This window comes from Bacillus sp. FSL W8-0519 (assembly GCF_038005585.1).
GTDB lineage: Bacteria > Bacillota > Bacilli > Bacillales > Bacillaceae_G > Bacillus_A > Bacillus_A paranthracis.
Genome location: NZ_JBBOTL010000001.1, coordinates 3539155 through 3560772 on the forward strand (window position 1 = coordinate 3539155; position 21618 = coordinate 3560772).

Below are 21618 nucleotides of genomic sequence, written 5' to 3' on the forward strand. Positions count from 1 at the left end.
TTACATGAATGTGACAACACGAACAATGTTAGTTATATTTAATTCCAGCCCTGCTCACTTTGACAAATTTATACAGAAGTCATAACATATTTTTATAATACATAGATTCTTAAAAATGTTCCATTTATTCTTTTATCATTTTATTAAGGAGAGATTATTCATGTCTGTATTTACACCAGAAGAAATTACGGAACTTGCTGCTAATTCCGGAAGAAAAAAAGCTCATTTATCATTACTCCCTATGCTAATTCTCGGTTTTTTTGGCGGTGCTTTCATAGCATTAGGGTATTTACTCGATATTCATGTTATTGGAACAATGCCAAAGGCTTGGGGATCATTTACTAGTTTTCTAGGCGCTGCTGTATTCCCTATCGGTCTTATTCTCGTTATTCTTGCAGGCGGTGAACTAGTAACTGGTAACATGATGACAGTTTCCATGGCCTGGCTTCAAAAGAAAATTACTTTATTTTATTTCATACGAAATTTAATTATTGTTACATTGAGCAATTTCATAGGTGCTGCATTCGTTGCTTATTTTTTCGGTCATATCGTCGGATTAACAGAGGGAGCTTTTTTAGCAAAAACAGTTTCTATTGCGCAAGCTAAACTACAAGATACACCACTACAAGCCTTCATTTCTGCAATCGGATGTAATTGGCTCGTTTGTTTAGCTGTTTGGCTTAGTATGGGAAGTAAAGAATTTATCGGAAAGATTATCGGCATTTGGTTCCCAGTTATGACTTTTGTTGCAATTGGATTTCAACACGTTGTAGCCAATATGTTTGTCATCCCAGCTATAATTTTTGCAGGTCATTTAACTTGGTTTGAATATTTTCCAAACTTCATTTTTGTTTTCTTCGGAAACTTAGTAGGAGGTATGTTATTTGTAGCGTTACCTTATTTCATATCTTATAATAAGAAACTACCTTCTACTAAAGAACAAACGGAATTAAAGAAAAAATCTGTATCCGCTTAAATGGAACGACTATACAGCAATCCTGAAAAATATTACAAATTCCATTTTTTTTATGAATATATGTGCGTACACTTGTTCTCGAATGTTTTATACGTTATAATAACAACTTAAATAGCATTATTTACATATGAGGTGAAAAACATGAACAAAACAGAATTAATCAAAAACGTAGCACAAAATGCTGAGATTTCTCAAAAAGAAGCTACTGTAGTTGTACAAACTGTAGTAGAATCAATCACTAACACTTTAGCTGCTGGTGAAAAAGTACAACTTATCGGATTCGGTACATTCGAAGTTCGCGAAAGAGCTGCTCGTACAGGCCGTAACCCACAAACTGGTGAAGAAATGCAAATCGCAGCTTCTAAAGTACCTGCTTTCAAAGCTGGTAAAGAACTAAAAGAAGCTGTAAAATAATGAAAAATAGCCTTCTCGTTTACGAGAGGGCTATTTTTTTCATTACATAATTAATAAAAATCTGACCATTATGCTCTTTCTTTTGTTCCTTTATGCAAATAAAGCCTTTACTTTCAAAGAAAGGTTTTGCTGTAATACTTGCTTCTGTATAAATCCCCCTATGCCCCAAGTTCACTGCTTCTTGTTCTAACTTTTGTAGTATGTATGAAGCTATCCTTTTCCCTTGATAATCTTTATGTGTAAATAAACGATCTACGTAATGATCCTCATTATAATCCCCAAATCCGACTATCATACCGTTATAATCCGCTACATAACTAATATTCTTTTCTAAAGACTTTAACCAGCTTTCCCTATCTAGTTGATCTGGTGCCCATGCCTGTAGCTGTAACACGTTATAATCTTTTGCATTAATTGTATGAACTGTTTCATAGAACAACTGTAATACTTGTTCTAAATCCTCTTTATGGAATGTTCTAATGATCATATCTTTTAACATATATGAACCTCCTTACTACACTATCATTTAACTTTTCTACCATCTAGTATTCAATATTTCTGCTTTATTATATCTTTTTTCTTTCTATATAAACAAAAAACAATACTTATTTCAAAGTATTGTTTTTTGTTTAAAAGCATATGCAATTACTCTATAGATTTAAAGTTTTATTATTTTAACTTCACTCTTTGCAATCGTAATGCATTTAATACAACTGATACAGAACTAAATGCCATAGCCGCTCCTGCAACCCAAGGTGCTAAGAAACCGAACGCTGCAATCGGGATTCCTAAACCGTTATAAGCTAGTGCCCAGAATAAATTTTGCTTAATATTTCTTATCGTCATCTTACTCATAAAGATTGCATCAGCAATACTATTTAAATCGCCACGAATTAACGTAATATCTGCCGCTTCCATCGCTATATCCGTTCCTGTTCCAATTGCCATACCGATATCCGCCGTAGCAAGTGCTGGAGCATCATTTATTCCGTCTCCAACCATTGCTACTTTCTTACCTTGTGCTTGAAGTTTTTTCACTTCTTCTGCTTTTCCTTCTGGTAATACTTCTGCAATTACATGTTCAATACCAACTTGCCCCGCAATCGCCTGAGCAGTTTGCGTATTATCTCCTGTAATCATCACAACGTCTAGACCCATTTTCTTAAGCCTTGTAATAGCTGCTTTTGAAGTATCTTTTACAGTATCTGCAACAGCCACTATACCAGCATATTCTTTATTAATTGCAATAAGCATTGCTGTTTTACCTTCTCGTTCTAACTCTTCCATCGATTTAGAAACTTCTTCAATATCAATATTGAATTTCTTCATTAATCGGCGTGTACCAATTAATAATTGTTTCCCTTCTACGACTGATTCAATACCGAATCCAGGAATCGCTTCAAACGTTTCTGAACTTGGAATATCAATTTTCTTTTCTTTAATTCCTTCTACAATCGCTTCTGCAAGTGGGTGTTCAGAATTTTTTTCTGCCGCACCTACTAAACGTAATATTTCTTCTTCATTGAATCCATCTGCGACAATTACATCCGTTAACACTGGCTTTCCATTTGTCACAGTACCTGTTTTATCTAGAATAACTGTATCCAATCGATGCGTTGCTTCTAAATGCTCTCCGCCTTTAAATAAAATACCATACTCAGCTGATCTTCCTGATCCAGCCATAATAGATGTAGGTGTCGCAAGACCTAATGCACATGGACAAGCGATAACAAGTACTGCTATCATTTTCTCAAGTGCTCCGCCAAAATCACCTGGTGTAACAAATATCATCCACACTGCAAATGTAATAATAGCAATCACAACTACAACCGGTACGAAAATACCTGAAATTTGATCTGCTACCCTTTGAATAGGAGCTTTTGAACCTTGAGCCTCTTCTACTACTTTAATAATTTGAGCTAATGCAGTATCTCTTCCTACCTTAGTTGCTTTCACTTTTAAAAATCCATTTTTATTCATTGTAGAACCGATTACTACATCCCCAATTGTTTTATCAACTGGAATACTTTCACCTGTTAACATCGATTCATCTATTGCTGACTTTCCTTCTACAATCTCACCATCTACCGGAATTTTTTCACCAGGCTTTACATAAACGATATCACCAGCTACTACTTCTTCGATTAAAATTTTCATTTCTGTTCCATCTCGCACAACTGTAGCTGTCTTTGCTTGTAAACCCATCAACTTTTTAATTGCTTCTGATGAACGTCCCTTTGCTTTTGCTTCAAATAATTTACCTAAAATAATTAGTGTAATAAGTACCGCGCTCGTTTCAAAATATAAATCTGTCATGTGTTCCGAAGAACCGATAGATTGAATGCTTAAATATACACTATAGAAATAGGCGGCCGACGTTCCAAGTGCCACAAGAACATCCATGTTAGCACTTTTATTACGTAACGCTTTATAAGCCCCAACATAAAACTGTCCACCAATGATAAATTGAACTGGCGTTGCAAGAGCTAGCTGCACCCAAGGGTTCATAAGCATATCAGGTAAATAAATAAACGATGTAAATGAGAAGTGACTTACCATTGCCCACAGTAACGGGAATGATAAAATAAACGAAATAATAAACTTCTTCTTTTGTCGCTCAATTTCTTGTAAGCGATGATCAGTTGATCCATCTTGCTCATCTGATTTCACTTCCAATTTATATCCTAATTTCGTAATTGCACTCTTCATTTCATTTACATTAATTTCATCAGGATTAAAATCTACTGTAGCCGATTCCAAAGCGAAATTTACTGTCGCCTCGTTCACACCTTCTAACTTATTTAAACGCTTTTCTACTCTATTGGCACATGCTGCGCATGTCATTCCTGAAACAGTAAATTCAGCTTTATCACTTACAATTCCATATCCTAACGATTCAACTTTTTCTTTAAACTGTTGCGGATTTGTTTTTTGGGGATCATATATTATTTTCGTTTTTTCAAGTGCAAAATTTACATTTGCATCATGAACACCTTCTACTTTTTTTAGGCCTTTTTCAATTCTATTTGCACATGCGGCACATGTCATTCCTGATATTTGAAGATTGGCCTCTTTTTGTTCATTCATGTCTCTCACCTCTATATACCCTTATGAGGTATAATTATTAGCAAAATAAATCGTACTTCCTATAAAGTACGATTTATTTCCATATCTAAAAATAATTATTGAACATCGTATCCTTGATCTTCAATTACAGCAACGATATCTTTTAATGTTACAACTGACGAGTCGATAGTAACTTCAACAGTTCCTTCTGCTAATTGAACTTTCACTTGTTCAACACCGTTTAGCTCTTTCACACTGCTTTCGATAGCATTTACACAATGTCCACAAGACATACCTTCAACTTGTAATGTTAACTGTTCCATTTAAAATCCTCCTCTTGTTTATTCATTGTTTGTTAATCACAGTTACATCTTACCATACCCCCCTAAGGTAATCAATGGTTTTTTATCATGATTTTTCAATTATTTTCTAAAAGTTTATTTTACACACACTTTTTCACACCAATACAAGGATAAACAAAAAACAAGCTAGTTACACACTAGCTTGTTTTTACGCTTTTGAAAAACGTTCAAATACTGTCATTAATTCTTCGATTGCTTCGTCACCATTACCATTTTTAATTGCACCTGAAACACAATGACTCGTATGGTTTTTTAATACACCCATTCCTACTTTTTTCATCGCTGCATTAATCGCTGAAATTTGCACTAAAATATCCACGCAATACCGATCATTTTCAATCATATTTTGAATACCCCGAACTTGCCCTTCAATTCTCTTCAATCTATTTATAATTTGCTCTTTTTCTTTTTCTGATCTATGTGTTACTGCTTCATGCTCTTTATGCCCCATATTATCACCTTCTTAAAGTTTCTCTTCATCCAATAAAACAATTACTTTTACGAGTATACCAATTATAGCATTAAATATCTATGCATGATACCCCATATGAGTATATTTCCACTTTATGATTATTCTTAACACATTGTTAGCTTCTCAGTCTTAATTTTCATTATACCCTTTCCTTTTTTCAAAAAACAATAATAAGCGAGGGTTGTCCATCCCCGCTTATTATTCATTCCCAAATATAAAAGCCTCAATCTTCACACATGTAAATTGAGACTTTTTCTTCCTATATATAATTATTGCTGATCACATACTTTTGTATCATTCACTACTGAAGTTCCTTCAACGGTTACCGTATGAAAACAGTCATTTACACGAACTGTCACAACATTATCTTGCCGATCAATGATATGATATTCATTAAAATTTTTATTTAGAGCACTGCGAATTTGTTCTCCTTCATAAATTGGGATACCATGCGATAAAACCCAAATAAGTCCAGCGATAGCGAGAATAGTTTTCATACGATCTACCTCCTTGAGAATATAGTGAACTTTTCATCCGTGCTTTTTCAGCTCTACGAATCATAATTGGAATGAACCAAGCCTTTTCGGAAATAAGTTCATTTCGTCTATTTTATGTTTATGCTAATTGTGAACGAATTGTGACAACTTTTTGTCTCTTTAGACGAAAAATTGAAACAAAACTTTCAAAAAGGACAATTCTACTTACGCAAACAAAAGGCTATGGAGAATTTCCCCATAGCCTTTTGCTTACATTTAATTAGACGATCATTTCATTATGTTTAATAGTAAGTGTTTCAATTTGAATGGTAGCATGTTCAATATGAAACTCTTGTTTTAACATATCAATAATATTTTGAAGTACTTCTTGATCATCCTGTTTTTTATCAATCATTACATGGACGCTTAATGCGTCTAGTCCAGATGTAATTGTCCAAATATGAAGATCATGTAAATCACGTACACCTTCTACTCCTTTAATCGCTTGCTTCACTTTCTCTAGTTCAATTGCAACGGGTGTACCCTCCATAAGTATATGAATGGAATGTTTTGTTACTCCCCACGCGCTCTTTAAAATTAATAAAGCAACAACTACTGAAATAATTGGATCTGCTATATACCATGAGAATAACGACATAAGTACCCCAGCTACTAATGCTCCCACTGACCCTAAAGCATCTCCAAGAACATGTAAATACGCGCTACGTAAATTTACATTATTTTTCACATCACCTTTTCTCATCAGTGCCCATGCACTAATTAAATTTGCTAGTAAACCAATTGATGCGATTAACATCATTGGACCACTTGAAACAGTTGGTGGTTCAAAAAACCGACCAATTGCTTCCCATACGATAAGCCCTGCTACAACAAATAACGTAATTCCATTAATTAATGCCGCCAAAATCTCAAAACGATAATATCCATACGTTTTTTTAGAAGTAACCGTTCTAGCTGCTAATCCAATAGCAATTAAACTTAATAATAAGGAACTTGTATCGCTTAACATATGTCCTGAATCAGATAATAAAGCCAAACTATTTGTAACTAGTCCCCCGAAAAATTCAAGGAACATGATAGTTGCTGTAATCACTAAGGCTGTAATTAATCCTTTTCTGTTACCTTTCCTACTTTCCTCAAAATGATGATGGCCATGGGAATGCCCGTGAGCATGCCCATGATGTTGGTGACCGTGATGATGTCCCATATAAATACCTCCTTTTAATTTTGTTTGTCTTTCATAATTCCACTATTAAATTTTTATTTTATTTACAAATGGCTCTTTTCTTATTTGAATCGAACTTGTTGGACAGCCGTCACTTGCCGCCAACATTGCTTGCAAGAAAGTTTTTGGAATACCCATTATTCCTTGGTTATTATCTAATACACCAAATGATTTTCCTCTTCCGTCTACCTGATATATATCAGGTGCTATAGAAATACATAGTCCACATGCCTCACAATTCTTTTTATTTACAACCGTATAATATAACACTATAAATCACCTCCGATATAAATATACAATACGTAGGTAGGGTATATTTATACCAAACTTCCTTCTAAAGTTTCTATTTCTCTAGTTAAATAATAATAGCATATCGGTTTTAAATCGCTATCTAATTCATAAACCAATGGTGTTCCTGTTGGAATGTTCACATTTTCTATATCTTTATCTGAAATTTGATCTAAATGTTTTACTAAAGCACGTATTGTATTGCCGTGTGCTGCTATAATTACTTGTTTACCAGCTTTTACGTTAGGAGCTATCTCTTCATTCCAATAGGAAACAACTCGTTTTTCTGTATCTTCTAGATCTTCTGTAAGAGGAAACTCATAATCTTTTACATCTCTATATTTCGGATGTGCTGCTTCATATCTTTCGTCATCTTTTGTAAGTGCTGGTGGGCGTACATTTGTTGAACGTCTCCATAATGTTACTTGTTCATCGCCATATTTTCTCGCTGTTTCTTCCTTATTTAATCCTTGAAGCGCACCGTAATGTCGCTCATTTAATTTCCATGTTTTATGAACAGGTATCCACATCAAATCCATTTCTTCGAGAGTAATCCATAAAGTACGCATCGCTCTTCTCAAAACAGATGTATATGCGATATCAAACGAGAAACCATTAGCTTTCAGCATTATTCCAGCTTCTCTTGCTTCTTTCATACCTTTCATTGATAAATCAACATCTGTCCAACCTGTAAACCGATTTTCAACATTCCATTCACTTTGTCCATGTCTTATTAATACAAGTTTAACCATACTTATTATCTCCTCTCCTTTGAAAGTTGCATTTTCATAAAGAAGTATCTTTATGAAAATGCATTGTTACATATTTAGTTCTTTTTTGTTTATTTCACTACTATGACTAAACGCTAATTCAATTAATCCATTTACGTGAGAGTCATCTAATGAATAAAAAACAAGTTTCCCCTCTTTACGCTTTTTCGCCACTCCTATCGTTTGTAATAGTCTTAAGTGATGTGAAGCTGTTGCAATACTACTATGAATAATACTTGCGACATCACGTACGCAAAGTTCCTTTTCTGTATACAACGCATAAGCAATTTTTAAACGTGTTTCATCTGCAAGTGCCTTAAACATCTTCGCTACACTACTTATATTCTCTTTCTCTAGCATATCACTTGCATGTTTTACTTTTTGCTCATCATGATAACAAAGTTCACAATACTCTTCACTCATATGTAACACCTCTTATTCAAATATATATTTGATTATGTATGTAGTATACCTTATAAACGAGAAACATTCAAATGTTCATTTGAATGTTTCTCGTTTATATTAAATTACTCGCTTTCTCACTAGCTTTTTAATTGATGGATACGTTGCTTTTAAACAATAATGAAAAAAAGGTAAGCAATCGCTCACCTTTTCCCTCTTCTATATGTGACTAACAAACCTCAATCCTTTACTTAAAGAAGTCGGTACAACAGATGCATGGTTCTCCCCTTCCGCCTCATAAAACGTAAATCGAAACTGATCGTGTTTTACTTTGAAAAGGCGCTCTGATAATTCGTTTGCCCCTACAACCATATGCTCTCGTTCAAGTGAACCAACTGTAAGAAATACTCCTGTTTTAACCTTTGCCTTGTTTAATTCATTTATAAGATTCCCTTCTTTTTCAAGCACAGATTGGTTATTCCACCAAATAGATGGACTACTAATAAAATAATTTTGAAAGGCATTTATGTTTGTAAATAATATATGTAAAGCAAATAGTCCACCTAAAGAATGCCCAAATAGTGTTTGCTTTCCTTTATCAATTTCAAAATTCTTTTCAATTTGCGGCTTTAATTCTTCTTCAATAAAAGTAAAGAAATGATGTGCTCCTCCTGTTTTAGGCCAAGGTTTACCATCTGGTTTTAAAGCCGCATCTTTTGAAATTACGCTAGGCGTAAAATCATAACATCTTTCTTCACCTGAAAATGCCCCTTCGATTGGATAACCAATACCTACTATAATGGCTGGTGAAACACCTGTTTTTTCCGCTCTAACTGATTGTATTTTAACCGCTTCATGGAATGTTTGAAAAAAGGCATTACCATCTAATACGTAAATGACAGGATATCCTGAATCCAGTGCTGGTTGCCTCGGCTTTGAAATATGAATTTGATATTCCTTACCATCTAATTTTGAATACATGTTCCACTGTTCAGTATTAGATGTTACAATCTGCTGTTTTTCAATCGTAGTGTTCATCTTATATCCCCCCTTCTTAACTCGTTACATATATTTCTACTTTTTCTTCTTGAGATACAACGCTATCATAACCGAAACAAACAGGAGACCCATTATATGGATCAATCATGACACGTGCATCAATATGAAATACTTCTTTTAACACTTCATTTGTAATAATTTCTTCTGGGATACCAGTTGTAACGATTTCTCCTTCCTTCATTGCAATAATTTCATCTGAAAACCTTGCTGCATGGTTAATATCATGTAATACCATAACGACCGTACAATTATGGTCTTTATTTAATTTCTCCACAATTTGTAATACATCTAATTGATGAGACATATCAAGATATGTAGTTGGCTCATCTAATAACAACACTTCTGTCTCTTGTGCCAAAGCCATCGCTAGCCATACCTTTTGTCGTTGACCACCTGATAGATTTGCAATTTGTCTCGTTCGAAATGCAGAAGTTTTCGTTATATCTAATGCCCAGTCAATCATCTCTTTATCTTTTGAAGTTAACTTATTTACATTATTTCGATGTGGATAACGTCCATAAGAAATTAATTCTTCTACTTTAAGCTCTCCTGGTGCAATTGGAGTTTGCGGAAGTAGAGCTAACTGCTTCGCAATTTCTTTCGTTGGAATTGTATGTAAATCCTGTCCTTGCAAATATACTTTACCACTCTTTTGCTTTAAAATTCTTCCCATCGTTTTTAACAGTGTCGATTTACCGCACCCGTTTGGTCCTATAATTGTCGTTACTTTTCCTTCTTGTATTTCCACATTTAAATCGCGAAACACTGTAAGCTTTTCATAACTTGTTTCTAAATTTTTCGCACTTAAAATACTCACTTTTATTCCTCCTCTTACGCTTTCGCCTTATAAAGTAAATATAAGAAATAAGGTACACCGACAATAGAAATAACGATTCCAACTGGTAACTCTACAGGTGTGAAAACTGTTTTTGCGATAAAGTCTGAAGCAATTACAAGAAACATTCCAATTACTCCGCACGTAGGAATGATATACTTATGCTGAATACCGACAAGTCTTTTCGCTATATGCGGTGCCATTAATCCGATGAAACCAATACTTCCTGAAACTGCAACACATGCGCTTACAAGTCCGATACTACTTAGTAGTAAAATTGATTTCTCTCTTTCTACTGAAACACCTAAACTTGTAATACTCGTTTCTTCCAATTGAAATAAATCTAATAAATAAGCTTTCTTTTGTATAAGTGGAATCAGTATGATAAGCCACGGTAACATTGCAATAATATACTTCCAGTTTGCACTATATATACTGCCTGACACCCAAACTGCAGCCATCTCGAAATCGGTTGACTTCATTTTGAGTGATAAATACATAGAAAAGGCTCCAAATCCTGATCCAATCGCAATCCCTGTTAATAAAAGACGCTGCGAATCTAACTTACCATTTTTCCAAGAAAACAGATAAATGATGATAGCTGCACCTAATCCGCCTACTAAACCAAACATTGGCATCATCATAATAGAAACCCAGTCTGTGCTTTTTAATTGCCCTTGGAAGAAAAACATAAAAATGACGATTGCTGTTCCTGCTCCTGCATTAACTCCTAAAATACCTGGGTCTGCCAATCCATTTCTCGTAATTCCTTGAATAACAGCACCTGCAACACCGAGACCTACCCCTACTAATCCCGCAATTATGATGCGCGGGAGACGAAACTCAAAAATAACTAAATCATGGTCTGGTACTGGATCTATTCTAAGGAGTGTTTTACATACATCTGTAATCGTAATATCAAACGTACCATTCGTTAAACTAATATAAATAGCACATAGTATTAAAAATATACTAATCCCCATCGTCATTCCAAAACGTTGACTTGAACTTTTAAGCATGTCTCTCTCCTCCTCTTGTACGGATTAAATAAAGGAAGAAAGGAATTCCAATTAAGGAGGTAACGACTCCAATCGGTGTTTCAAATGGATAGTTTACAAACCTACTTAAAATATCACATAACGCTAGAAAAACGCCGCCAATAACGCCTGCGCATGGCAAAATCCACTTATAATCTACCCCAATTATAAAGCGAGTAATGTGCGGAATAATTAAACCTACAAAACCAACTTTCCCCACTAAAGCAACTGCCGTTCCTGTTAAAAAGATAACTGATAAAATAGCCATCGCTTTAACTAGTTTTGTACGCTGCCCTAGGTTAATAGAAACTTCTTCTCCTAAAGAAAGAATCGTAATAGATTTTGATATTAACAGCGCTAAAACTATTCCAATTATCCCAAACGGTATCGTAATTTTAATGATATTAGGGTCTACTTGGTCTAATTTTGCATTAAACCAAAAACTAACATTTTGAGAAATTTGGAAGTATGAAGCCATTGCAGCAGACACACTGCTTAAAAATGTTCCAATAACTGTCCCAATAATCGCTAACCGAACTGGCGATAAACCATTTTGAAGGAGCGAACCAAAACCAAATACGATACCGGCTCCTAATGCAGAACCAATCATTGAACATACAACCATACCAATCGATGACATTCCCGGAAGAAAAATCATACAAAGTGTAATAACAAAAGCTGCCCCATCCGTCACACCCATAATAGAAGGGGATGCAAGATAGTTTCTTGTCATCCCCTGCATAAGTGCTCCTGATATGGCTAGAAATGCTCCAACTAAAAGAGCTGCAACTACCCTTGGTAAACGTGAAGTAATAATAATATTATGATTTACATCACTTGAATCAAAATGAAATAACGCGTTCCACACCGTTTCAGCATCAATACTTTTCGCCCCATACAAAATAGAAAGTATAACTGTAAATAAGATGAGTATGGGTGCTATACATAATATAGTTACTGGTACTGCATTTGTTTTCTGCATATCATTCAACGCACCTTACTTATTGTATTATTTAGATAAATTTTTCACTGCTTCTTTTAAGAACGCTGTTTTACTCCAAGCAGTACCACCTTGTGCCATTGGATCAACAACGTTTACAAATACTTTCTTTTCTTTCGCAGCATTCATACTTTGCCAAATTGGATTACTTTCAATTTCTTCTAGCACTTTCGGGTTTTTATTTTCAGTTGTTTCATATTGTAAGAAAATATAATCTGGGTTTAGTTCAGCAAGTTTTTCAAATGAAATTTTCTCTTGTGCTTTTACAGTTTTCAATTGTTCTGGAACAGTTAATCCAAGATCTTTATAAATTACAGGGTTGAAGTATACTCCTTCTGGGTATAGGAATAATTCGTTTGCTCTTAGTCTGATTACAAGGACTTTTTTGTCTTTTAACTTATCTCCTAGTTTTGCTTTTGCTTTTTCAGCGTCCGCATTGTAATCTTTAATAATTTTTTCTGCTTTATCTTTTTTGCCAGTTAATTCTCCCATTAACTTTAAGTTATCCTCCCAATTTGTTGAAACATGTGATACCGGGAATGTAGGAGCTACTTTCGTAAACTTTTCAGCTGTTTCTGCTGGGAATTTCGTACTAGATGTAATAACGTCTGGTTTTAATTGAAGTAATGTTTCGAAATTTGGTTGCATTTTCTCACCAACAGATTTCGCACCTTCTAAATCTTTCTCCAGATACTTTGGTAATTTACCACCAACCGTAATCGCACCAACTGGTTTAATTCCAAGTACTGCTGCATCTTCCATTGACTCTAAACTAGCTGTTGCAATTTTATCTACTTTTGCTGGCACTGTATATTCTTTACCTAAATATGTAATTTTTCGTTTTTCGTCGTTTTTCGTCTCACTAGCCTTTGTCTGTTGAGTTTTTTCTCCTGAAGTTTTATCCGCACTATTACATGCTGCTAGTCCTACACTTAAAACTGTTACCATACCTAATGTAAATAACTTCTTATTCATCTTTAAATATCTCCTCTCGAATTTCCAAACTATATTCTCAATAAAATTTAACTATATGAAACTTGTCCTACATATATATTTTATTAGATTAATAATTCTATCCAGAACTCATTCTCGTTCACTTCCCCTAAGCTATAATTCTTTTATACCTCACCCATTGATAATATTTTTCATTGATAATGATTATCGTTACTAATTATATATTTAATATGCAATTATTTCAAGAAAGATTTGAAAAATTTTAACAAACTGAATTAAAAAAGAAGTATCCGCCTCATGTTAGGTAGATACTTCTTTTTTTAGAAATTTATATGTAATTCAACTGGGCAATGGTCTGACCCCATTACTTCACTATTAATTTTCGCCGCTGTTATTTGGTCTTTCATTCTCTCGGAAACAACAAAATAATCTAAACGCCATCCAATATTTTTTGCTCTCGCTCCCATTCGATACGACCACCACGAATATGCGCCTTCCTGATCAGGATATAGATAACGATACGTATCAATAAATCCTTCTTCTAAAATACATGTAAACTTCTCTCGTTCCTCATCAGAGAATCCAGGGTTTTTACGATTACTTTTCGGATTTTTCAAATCAATTTCTTTATGAGCAACGTTTAAGTCTCCGCAAAAAATAACTGGTTTTTTCTCATCTAATCGTTTAATATACACCCGGAAATCATCTTCCCATTTCATTCTGTAATCTAATCGTTCTAATCCTCGTTTTGAATTTGGTGTATATAACGTAATGATGTAAAAATCTTCGAACTCTAAAGTAATAACTCGTCCTTCTTGATCATGCTCTTCAATGCCTAAACCATAAGTAACTGAAAGCGGTTCTTTTTTCGAAAAAATAGCCGTCCCTGAATATCCTTTTTTCACAGCATAATTCCAGTATGTATAATATCCCTCTACATTTAAATCAATTTGCCCCTCTTGTAATTTAATCTCTTGTAAACAAAATATATCAGCATTTGATTCCTCTAGATATTCTAAAAATCCACCTTTTGCGATAACTGCACGTAAACCATTTACATTCCACGAAATGAACTTCACTTATAGTCCTCCTCTTGATGTTTCTTTCCAAATTTCATGCTATCACAAAATAGAAAAACAATCATATTTTCACCTTTGTAATCTTGCTCTTACATTTATGAATACATACATACACACTTTATTCAGGTTATACTAATTTCAGAGGTGATGTTCTTTGCACAATGAAAGAGTTACGTTAACAAATGAGCATTGGCAAGCAATTATTCATAATGATTCTTCCTATGATAGCAAATTCTTTTATGCCGTGAAATCAACCGGGGTTTTTTGCCGACCGTCATGCAAATCAAGAATACCGAATAAAAACAATGTACGAATTTTTCATCATGTAGAGCAAGCATTAAATGAAAACTTTCGCCCGTGCAAACGTTGTAAACCAAATGGGCTCACTTTACCTAATGAAGAGTGGGTAGAACAAATTAAAGAGTATATCGAAAAACACTTTGATGAATTATTAACTCTAGACATACTTGCGGAAATGTGCCATGGTAGCCCCTTTCATTTACAACGCACTTTCAAAAAAATGACAGGAATAAGTCCGATAGAATATATACAGCAGTTCAGAATTGTTAAAGCAGCAGAACACCTTTTACACACAAATCAACCCATTAAAGAAATTAGTACTGCCGTCGGGATAGAAAACCCAGAATATTTCGCAACTTTATTTAAAAAGAAAACTGGATTTACCCCTACTGAATATCGAAAAAAGAATGAAATGAAAGAGGGATACAATAATGAATTCTTACAAAAATAATTATATATATTGGACGCTACTTACACATGCAAATTGGAAGTTTCATATTGCTGCAACTGAAACTGGACTATGTTTCATTGGATCACAAAACGAAACCTTTGAAGAAGTAAATATATGGGCTAGAAAAAAACTGCCTCAACATATATTGATCCATAGTCCAGATTACTTACAAGTATATACAAAAGAAATGATCGAGTATTTAGAAAACAAGAGAGCAACCTTTACATCCCCTATCGCTGCTTACGGAACTGCATTTCAATTATCTGTTTGGAGTACGGTACGTGAAATTCCTTATGGAAAAACATATTCTTATACAGAAATTGCAGATAGAATTCAAAAACCTACAGCGGTACGTGCCGTTGCGTCTGCTATTGCTGCCAACCCAATTCTCATTATGATTCCTTGCCACCGTGTTATTGGAAAGAATGGTAAACTAACTGGTTTTAGAGGGGGATTAGAAATGAAGAAAGAATTGCTTGCATTAGAAAAATTACAGGTGGAATTCATATGACAGCCGAATATAGTAACGCATTAACTTTAACAGTTCCAACAGAATTTAGTTTTCAAGAAAATTTACGCTATCTATCCCGTTCTAACAATGAATGTATGTTCCACATTGAAGATAACAAAATTTATAAAGTTATCCCTGTTCACGATGTAAATCCTTTAGTTGAAATTAGTATGAATGCGGATGATACTATTCAAATACGTTTTTTAGGAGAAGCCTATATCTCTGCAAAACCGATACGCGATGCTGTAGCTAACTATGTAACTGAATGGTTTGATTTAACTACTGATTTAGCTCCCTTTTATACATTAGCTAAACATGATGTACTCCTTCAAAGACCAATTGAACAATATTATGGCCTTCGTACTTTAGGTATTCCAGACTTATTTGAGGCACTTTCCTGGGGAATTATCGGGCAGCAAATTAACCTCACTTATGCTTATACACTAAAAAGAAGATTAGTCGAGACATTTGGAAGTTATGTAGAATGGAACGATAGAAAGCATTGGATATTCCCATCACATGAAACAATTGCCAATTTACACGTAGAGGATCTCAAAAATTTAAAAATGACGACTAGAAAATGTGAATATTTAATCGGTATTGCAAAGCTTATTACAGAAGGAAAACTATCAAAAGAATCTTTACTACAAACACAAGATGTAAAGATTGCTGAAAAACAATTAACTGCTATACATGGTGTAGGTCCGTGGACTGCCCACTATGTTTTAATGCGCTGTTTACGATTCCCTTCCGCTTTTCCAATTGACGATGTTGGTTTGCACAATGCAATTAAATATATAACAGGTTCCGAAAGTAAACCGACTAAAAAGGAAATAAAAGATTTTGCGGCAAATTGGATCAACTGGGAGTCTTACGCAATATTTTATTTGTGGCGAGTATTATACTGAAAAACCAAGTAGCGTGTTTGCACTACTTGGTTTTTTTTAAGCTTGTTCTTCAAATCGTCTTGCAATTTCTATAATAACTTGAACCGCTTTTTCCATAACATCTACCGAAACATACTCAAATTTACCGTGATAGTTTTCACCACCTGTGAAAATGTTTGGGGTCGGTAATCCCATATACGATAATTGTGATCCATCTGTTCCACCACGAATCGGATGAATATTTGGTTCGATATTTAAACTTTTCATTGCCTCATATGCAATATCAACAATTTCTCTCACTGGTTCGATTTTTTCAAGCATGTTATAGTATTGATCATTCATTTCTAAAACGACTGCATCTTGTCCATACTTCTCTTGCATTTGCTTCACAATATTTTCAACGTTATGTTTACGCGCTTCAAAATTTTCACGATCAAAATCTCGAATAATATAATACGCTTTACTTTGCTCAACATCACCATTTAAAGAAAGTAAATGATAGAATCCTTCATACCCCTCTGTATATTCTGGTGCCTCTTCTACTGGTAAATAGCTATTAAACTCCATAGCAAGTTTAGTTGCGTTACGCATTTTATTTTTCGCTGTTCCAGGATGTGTATTCGTTCCGTTAAACGTTAACTTAGCACCTGCAGCATTAAAGCTTTCATACTCTAAACCACCTAATGGACCTCCATCCATCGTATAAGCAAATGAAGCGCCAAACGCTTCTACATCAAAATGCGCTGGGCCGCGGCCAATTTCTTCATCCGGCGTAAACGCAACTCTAATTTTCCCATGTTTAATTTGCGGATTATGTATTAAATAATTCATTGCAACCATAATTTCTGTAAGACCAGCTTTATCATCTGCTCCTAACAGTGTTGTACCGTCCGTTGTAATAATCGTATGTCCTTTATAAGACGGTAATTCTGGGAACTGTTCTGGCGTTAATACAACATTAAGCTCTTCATTTAACGTAATTGCGTTCCCGTCAAAGTTTTCATGAATTTGTGGTTTTACATTTTTTCCAGTAAAGTCTGTTGCTGTATCTAAATGTGCTAAAAAGCCGATTACAGGAACATCCTTATCCGTATTAGCCGGAAGTGTTGCCATTACATATCCGTTATCGTCCATCGTTACTTCTGTTAACCCAATTTCTTTTAACTCTTCAACTAATAACTTACCAAACTCAATTTGTCCTGGTGTTGTTGGCACTGTATGACTGTCTTCATTTGATTGCGTATCAATCTTTACATATCTCGTAAATCTTTCAATAAGTTCTTGTTTCAAATTCATTCACTCCCTTTTATACTTCTTTCTCTATTATAATCCTTGAGACGAAATATTTTAACTTTTTTGACTGTGAATACATATATTTCATTTGTATTTTAGCTATTTTAAATACCAGCTGAAAAGTCGTAAAATTCGTACATTAAAACCCTTACATGTAATATACATAATTATACAATATGGGAGGTTTTAAAAATGAGGCTAACTCTCTTTCGCTATTTTCTTTTTTTCTTAGGGTTAATCTTCTTTGGGCTTGGAAATGCTCTTGCAGTCAAAGTAAAATTTCTCGGTTTACATCCTTGGGAAGTTTTAAATATGGCTCTCTACCAAAGGTTTGGATGGACGATTGGTACGTGGAGTGTCATATGTGGGTTATGTCTCGTTCTCATTTCTTTACTAGTAGATCGAAAATATATAAATGTGGGAACATTTTTAAATGCACTACTTATCGGTCCCATTATGGACTTTTTCTTACAATCAAATATTCTTCCAAACGCTAGTGATTATTTATGGATAAACTTACTCATTTTATTTTCTGGTATTGCCATTACAGGTATCGGTGGAGGTATGTATGTTGCGGCTGGAATTGGTGCTGGACCTCGTGATGGATTCATGCTTACTATTTCCGACAAAACAGGTCTATCTATTAGCCGTGCTCGAATCATTGTAGAATGCATTGTACTAGTTATTGGATTTATGCTAGGGGGTCCTGTTTTTATCGTAACTTTTCTGTATACCTTTATTCAAAGTCCAATCTTTCAGCAATCATTTAAGGTATTTCAAACACTTTTACATACTCTACATAACAAAAAGAAAATTAGTGAACATGTTTAAAGTACAATTTAATACAAATAAATTCACCCTATTTACGATTCTCACCGCAAATAGGGTGTTTCTTTTTTATTCCATAATTTAAGAAGATATACTAACCATTCACAATAAAAGTATATACATCGTTATAAATACAACCATTTACCCTAATAACGTACTTCCCGGGTTTACTAAAACGAATTGTGTATTTATTTAGCTGAATTGCTTCTTTATCTCCAGAAAGAATATCAATGCTTCTGCCACTTAATACATATAATTCATTTAGATTCATCGATACATCAATTGCATTGAAATTCTCCTCTTTCACTTGCTGTGATTCCGCAGCGCTTATACTTGGTTCTAAAAACAGTAGTCCACTTAATCCAATCGTCCCCGCTAAAGCAACTCCCGCAAACTTTTTAATTTGTTTCATTACAATGACCTCCTTATAGATTTTGCGTAAAGGTGATGTCCTCCCTTACACCACAAAGCCTATATGTAATGAAATAAAAAGTAAACGAGGACAGTAAGACAAACTTCTACATCTTTTTCTCCTATTGAATATAAATCCAACGTTTGGAGTTTTGTCACATTTAAAATTGTTTACTTAAACCAACTTTTAATTATATTATTCAGAAACTGAATAATTACTTATTGATTTAACATTCTAAAAATAGTTGATAAAAATGCTTTCTATTGAAATAAAAAAGATTTTGCTATAAAAGTAACTTTTACAACAAAATCCATACAACCAACTTTATTCCGCTTTCCATAATCTCTCTACATTCATTAATTGTTCTTCATTAAATTCCATCTTATATATATCTGGTTTTGACGTATTCATTAAAAATTCAAAATCATATTGTTCATCAAAATAGTTCATCATTAATGTCATGACAAGCCCATGTGTACCAATTACAATTTTTTGTCCTTGAAAATCCATTAAGATTTCTCTTAATACTTTCACTACTCTTCTCTGGCAATCCGTATATGACTCTCCTTCCGTTCGTGCAAAATCCGGATTAGAGAACATCTTCTTTACAAGTGGATACACTTCTTTATCTGATATAACCTGATCCTCACTTAAAAACATACACTCTTTGAGATTTTCATATATTAATACTTCTTTTTCATAGAAATTGGCTGCTTTTTCTATCGTTAACACAGCCCTTTTATACGGACTTGAAATAAAAGTATCAATTGCCTCTGCTTTTAATATGTCCGTTACTCTATGAGCGTCTAAACTTCCCTTTTCAGTTAATCCCCGTGTTCTTTCACTCCCTTCTAATTTTGGTGATTCACCATGCCTAACCATATAAATATATGTATTCATACTTCCTCCTTGAAAATATTCATTCGTTTTTTATAAACTTTGCTGATTTGTTCGTCTAATCCATTCTCCTACTAAACTCTCAAATAATTCAGGCTGTTCAATTTGCAAATTATGCCCTGCCATATCTAACACCGCTAATGTCGCTCTTGGGTAATCATCAATAATTTCTATAATATCTTGATAACCTACCGATATATCTTGTCTTCCGGCTAATAACAGAACAGGTTTCTCATATTTCTTACGGTGAAAATCTATAGTAAGAGAGTAATTTTTTTGCAACCTTTCAATAAACTCATAATTAGCAACATCTAACCCCGGCTTAATTTCCTCTTGAAATCGCTTATATGTATATTCATTTGCTACTACTGCTAACTCGCTAAATTCTTCTCTTTCGGTAGAAGTTAACGTATTTAAAAACTCCTTATCTTGTACAATTATCTGTTTATCCGGTAAACATCTTTCTTTTTGCATCGCAACAACCACAGGACATATTAATAATAATCCATTGACTCTCTCAAACATTTTTGAAAGTATCCCTCTAGCTAAATATCCACCGAAAGACTCTCCTACTAGTAAAAAATCTTTCTTTGGAATGATTTCTTCAATAAATATAGTTAATACTTCTAATATATGATCTGAACTATTTATCCAATCTGGAGCATTCGACTTTCCCATTCCAGGTAAATCAATATATATTCGCTTATAACCTTCATATTTTTGAAATACTGATTCCATACATTTCATCATTAACCTATGTGTATGATAATGACTGGTTTTCCTTCTCCAACGATTTCATAGTATATTTCTGCATCTTTAATTCGAAATAACATAAAAAGTCCTCCCTATTTATACATTCCTTTTGAATGGCAACACTATCAAATTTATAAGAATACACGTTCCCAATTTACATCCCCTACAATTGATTGTCAAATTTAAATTTTCAGACTAAAAACAAATCAGCTTCCTTCTATTTTTATTTCCTAGAAGAAAGCTGATTTATTTTACCCTATCCAATTTGAAACCTTGTTCTTATCAGTTTTGTTACCCCTTATTCTTCTATTTTCATCAACACAATTCTCCAACCATCTGGGTCCTCTATCGTTATCCCCTTATCTTTCCAATATGGATTTTCTGGTTCCACTTCATCGTATCCCAATGTATGCAGCCTTTTACTCACCTTCTTCATTTCACTATCTTCACTCATATAAAATACAAGTAAATTATCTTTTGTCGGAGCTGGACAAGGACTCCCATCAATATGTCTTGTAAATTCTAAATGATACTCTTCATCTGGGAGCCCAAACATGCCCCCATCATAACCTTCATGATCGTAAAATTCACCTATACGTTTTAAGCCTAATCCTTTTTCATAGAATGCTATAACCTCTTCAAACTTATCCGTCGGACGTGCGATTCGAAACTTCACTAAATTTTTCATGATTTTCCTCCCATACTAAAAATTTCATACATGATTACGTATTATTGTACATACGTAACACATTTTTGAAATCACTCATTAGTATAAGAATAAATACATACAAAGGTCTTACTTAAAATAACCTCTATTAGCCAAAAATTAAAATTCAAAAAAGCCTTTATC

At 34.0% G+C, this 21618-nt stretch carries 25 protein-coding genes and 1 pseudogene; 6 read left to right on the forward strand and 20 right to left on the reverse strand.

The window, feature by feature from the left end:
• The first annotated feature begins 160 nt into the window (after window positions 1–160).
• Together NST14_RS18490 and NST14_RS18495 are read left to right on the forward strand one after the other, a co-directional pair.
• Entirely contained in the window at window positions 161–976 is an 816-nt protein-coding gene (locus NST14_RS18490; protein WP_074533186.1) for a formate/nitrite transporter family protein, read from the forward strand.
• Window positions 977–1117: 141 nt separating this feature from the next.
• Window positions 1118–1390: an HU family DNA-binding protein gene (locus NST14_RS18495; protein ID WP_001043904.1), complete on the forward strand. Its 273-nt coding sequence runs from the start codon at window positions 1118–1120 to the stop codon at window positions 1388–1390.
• 19 nt (window positions 1391–1409) lie between these two features.
• On the opposite strand, the gene NST14_RS18500 is transcribed toward NST14_RS18495, so the two are convergent.
• The 15 genes from NST14_RS18500 to NST14_RS18570 form a co-directional block, all read right to left on the reverse strand.
• Window positions 1410–1889, reverse strand: coding sequence for a GNAT family N-acetyltransferase (locus tag NST14_RS18500; RefSeq protein WP_000910298.1), 480 nt, complete (start codon window positions 1887–1889; stop codon window positions 1410–1412).
• Window positions 1890–2059: 170 nt separating this feature from the next.
• Window positions 2060–4477, reverse strand: a complete 2418-nt coding sequence (locus NST14_RS18505; RefSeq protein WP_001005288.1) for a heavy metal translocating P-type ATPase — start codon at window positions 4475–4477, stop codon at window positions 2060–2062.
• Window positions 4478–4572: 95 nt separating this feature from the next.
• On the reverse strand, window positions 4573–4779 hold the full coding sequence (gene copZ, locus NST14_RS18510) for a copper chaperone CopZ (protein WP_000436976.1): 207 nt from the start codon (window positions 4777–4779) through the stop codon (window positions 4573–4575).
• 187 nt (window positions 4780–4966) lie between these two features.
• A complete protein-coding gene (locus tag NST14_RS18515; RefSeq protein WP_000509877.1) occupies window positions 4967–5269 on the reverse strand; it encodes a metal-sensing transcriptional repressor in 303 nt (100 codons plus the stop codon).
• Between the two features lie 290 nt (window positions 5270–5559).
• Window positions 5560–5787: a hypothetical protein gene (locus tag NST14_RS18520; RefSeq protein ID WP_000849103.1), complete on the reverse strand. Its 228-nt coding sequence runs from the start codon at window positions 5785–5787 to the stop codon at window positions 5560–5562.
• A 259-nt stretch (window positions 5788–6046) separates the two neighbouring features.
• Window positions 6047–6994: a cation diffusion facilitator family transporter gene (locus NST14_RS18525; RefSeq protein WP_000509820.1), complete on the reverse strand. Its 948-nt coding sequence runs from the start codon at window positions 6992–6994 to the stop codon at window positions 6047–6049.
• A gap of 45 nt (window positions 6995–7039) precedes the next feature.
• Entirely contained in the window at window positions 7040–7282 is a 243-nt protein-coding gene (locus NST14_RS18530) for a ferredoxin (protein WP_000967685.1), read from the reverse strand.
• 47 nt (window positions 7283–7329) lie between these two features.
• Entirely contained in the window at window positions 7330–8052 is a 723-nt protein-coding gene (gpmA, locus tag NST14_RS18535; protein ID WP_000240140.1) for a 2,3-diphosphoglycerate-dependent phosphoglycerate mutase, read from the reverse strand.
• Between the two features lie 66 nt (window positions 8053–8118).
• On the reverse strand, window positions 8119–8493 hold the full coding sequence (locus NST14_RS18540) for an ArsR/SmtB family transcription factor (protein ID WP_001288311.1): 375 nt from the start codon (window positions 8491–8493) through the stop codon (window positions 8119–8121).
• A gap of 198 nt (window positions 8494–8691) precedes the next feature.
• Window positions 8692–9510, reverse strand: coding sequence for an alpha/beta hydrolase (locus tag NST14_RS18545; RefSeq protein ID WP_001098336.1), 819 nt, complete (start codon window positions 9508–9510; stop codon window positions 8692–8694).
• Window positions 9511–9526: 16 nt separating this feature from the next.
• The gene (locus tag NST14_RS18550; protein WP_000025756.1) at window positions 9527–10348 is read right to left on the reverse strand and encodes an ABC transporter ATP-binding protein; all 822 of its coding nucleotides are present in this window, start codon (window positions 10346–10348) and stop codon (window positions 9527–9529) included.
• A gap of 14 nt (window positions 10349–10362) precedes the next feature.
• Window positions 10363–11385: a FecCD family ABC transporter permease gene (locus tag NST14_RS18555; protein ID WP_000920467.1), complete on the reverse strand. Its 1023-nt coding sequence runs from the start codon at window positions 11383–11385 to the stop codon at window positions 10363–10365.
• Window positions 11378–12385 carry a FecCD family ABC transporter permease gene (locus NST14_RS18560; RefSeq protein ID WP_001173060.1) on the reverse strand — a complete coding sequence of 336 codons (1008 nt, stop codon included), beginning with the start codon at window positions 12383–12385 and terminating at the stop codon, window positions 11378–11380. The genes NST14_RS18555 and NST14_RS18560 overlap by 8 nt, the downstream gene beginning before the upstream one ends.
• Before the next feature lie 27 nt (window positions 12386–12412).
• Complete coding sequence (locus NST14_RS18565; RefSeq protein WP_163257926.1) at window positions 12413–13378, reverse strand: iron-hydroxamate ABC transporter substrate-binding protein; 966 nt, start codon at window positions 13376–13378, stop codon at window positions 12413–12415.
• A 299-nt stretch (window positions 13379–13677) separates the two neighbouring features.
• On the reverse strand, window positions 13678–14436 hold the full coding sequence (locus NST14_RS18570) for an exodeoxyribonuclease III (RefSeq protein WP_000668830.1): 759 nt from the start codon (window positions 14434–14436) through the stop codon (window positions 13678–13680).
• 154 nt (window positions 14437–14590) lie between these two features.
• Here NST14_RS18570 and adaA point away from each other — a divergent pair, with 154 nt between their 5' ends.
• The 3 genes from adaA to alkA are packed head-to-tail and all read left to right on the forward strand — an operon-like array spanning window position 14591 to window position 16606.
• The gene (gene adaA, locus NST14_RS18575) at window positions 14591–15187 is read left to right on the forward strand and encodes a bifunctional transcriptional activator/DNA repair enzyme AdaA (protein ID WP_095842709.1); all 597 of its coding nucleotides are present in this window, start codon (window positions 14591–14593) and stop codon (window positions 15185–15187) included.
• Window positions 15168–15698 (forward strand): methylated-DNA--[protein]-cysteine S-methyltransferase, encoded by a 531-nt coding sequence (locus NST14_RS18580; protein ID WP_101218917.1) that lies wholly within the window; start codon window positions 15168–15170, stop codon window positions 15696–15698. Before adaA ends, NST14_RS18580 begins: the two co-directional genes overlap by 20 nt.
• Window positions 15695–16606 carry a DNA-3-methyladenine glycosidase II gene (gene alkA, locus NST14_RS18585; RefSeq protein WP_171484537.1) on the forward strand — a complete coding sequence of 304 codons (912 nt, stop codon included), beginning with the start codon at window positions 15695–15697 and terminating at the stop codon, window positions 16604–16606. Before NST14_RS18580 ends, alkA begins: the two co-directional genes overlap by 4 nt.
• Window positions 16607–16642: 36 nt before the next feature.
• Here the strand turns inward: alkA and pepT are convergent, their stop codons facing one another.
• A complete protein-coding gene (pepT, locus tag NST14_RS18590) occupies window positions 16643–17875 on the reverse strand; it encodes a peptidase T (RefSeq protein WP_000806990.1) in 1233 nt (410 codons plus the stop codon).
• Between the two features lie 195 nt (window positions 17876–18070).
• On the opposite strand from pepT, the gene NST14_RS18595 reads away from it, so the two are divergent.
• On the forward strand, window positions 18071–18709 hold the full coding sequence (locus NST14_RS18595; protein ID WP_001241263.1) for a YczE/YyaS/YitT family protein: 639 nt from the start codon (window positions 18071–18073) through the stop codon (window positions 18707–18709).
• A 91-nt stretch (window positions 18710–18800) separates the two neighbouring features.
• On the opposite strand, the gene NST14_RS18600 is transcribed toward NST14_RS18595, so the two are convergent.
• The 4 genes and pseudogenes from NST14_RS18600 to NST14_RS18615 form a co-directional block, all read right to left on the reverse strand.
• Entirely contained in the window at window positions 18801–19118 is a 318-nt protein-coding gene (locus NST14_RS18600) for a hypothetical protein (RefSeq protein WP_000809488.1), read from the reverse strand.
• Between the two features lie 324 nt (window positions 19119–19442).
• On the reverse strand, window positions 19443–20018 hold the full coding sequence (locus NST14_RS18605; protein WP_001099569.1) for a histidine phosphatase family protein: 576 nt from the start codon (window positions 20016–20018) through the stop codon (window positions 19443–19445).
• 30 nt (window positions 20019–20048) lie between these two features.
• A pseudogene (locus NST14_RS18610) lies at window positions 20049–20848 on the reverse strand (alpha/beta fold hydrolase).
• A gap of 218 nt (window positions 20849–21066) precedes the next feature.
• A complete protein-coding gene (locus NST14_RS18615; protein WP_229142881.1) occupies window positions 21067–21456 on the reverse strand; it encodes a VOC family protein in 390 nt (129 codons plus the stop codon).
• Between the last annotated feature and the right edge of the window lie 162 nt (window positions 21457–21618).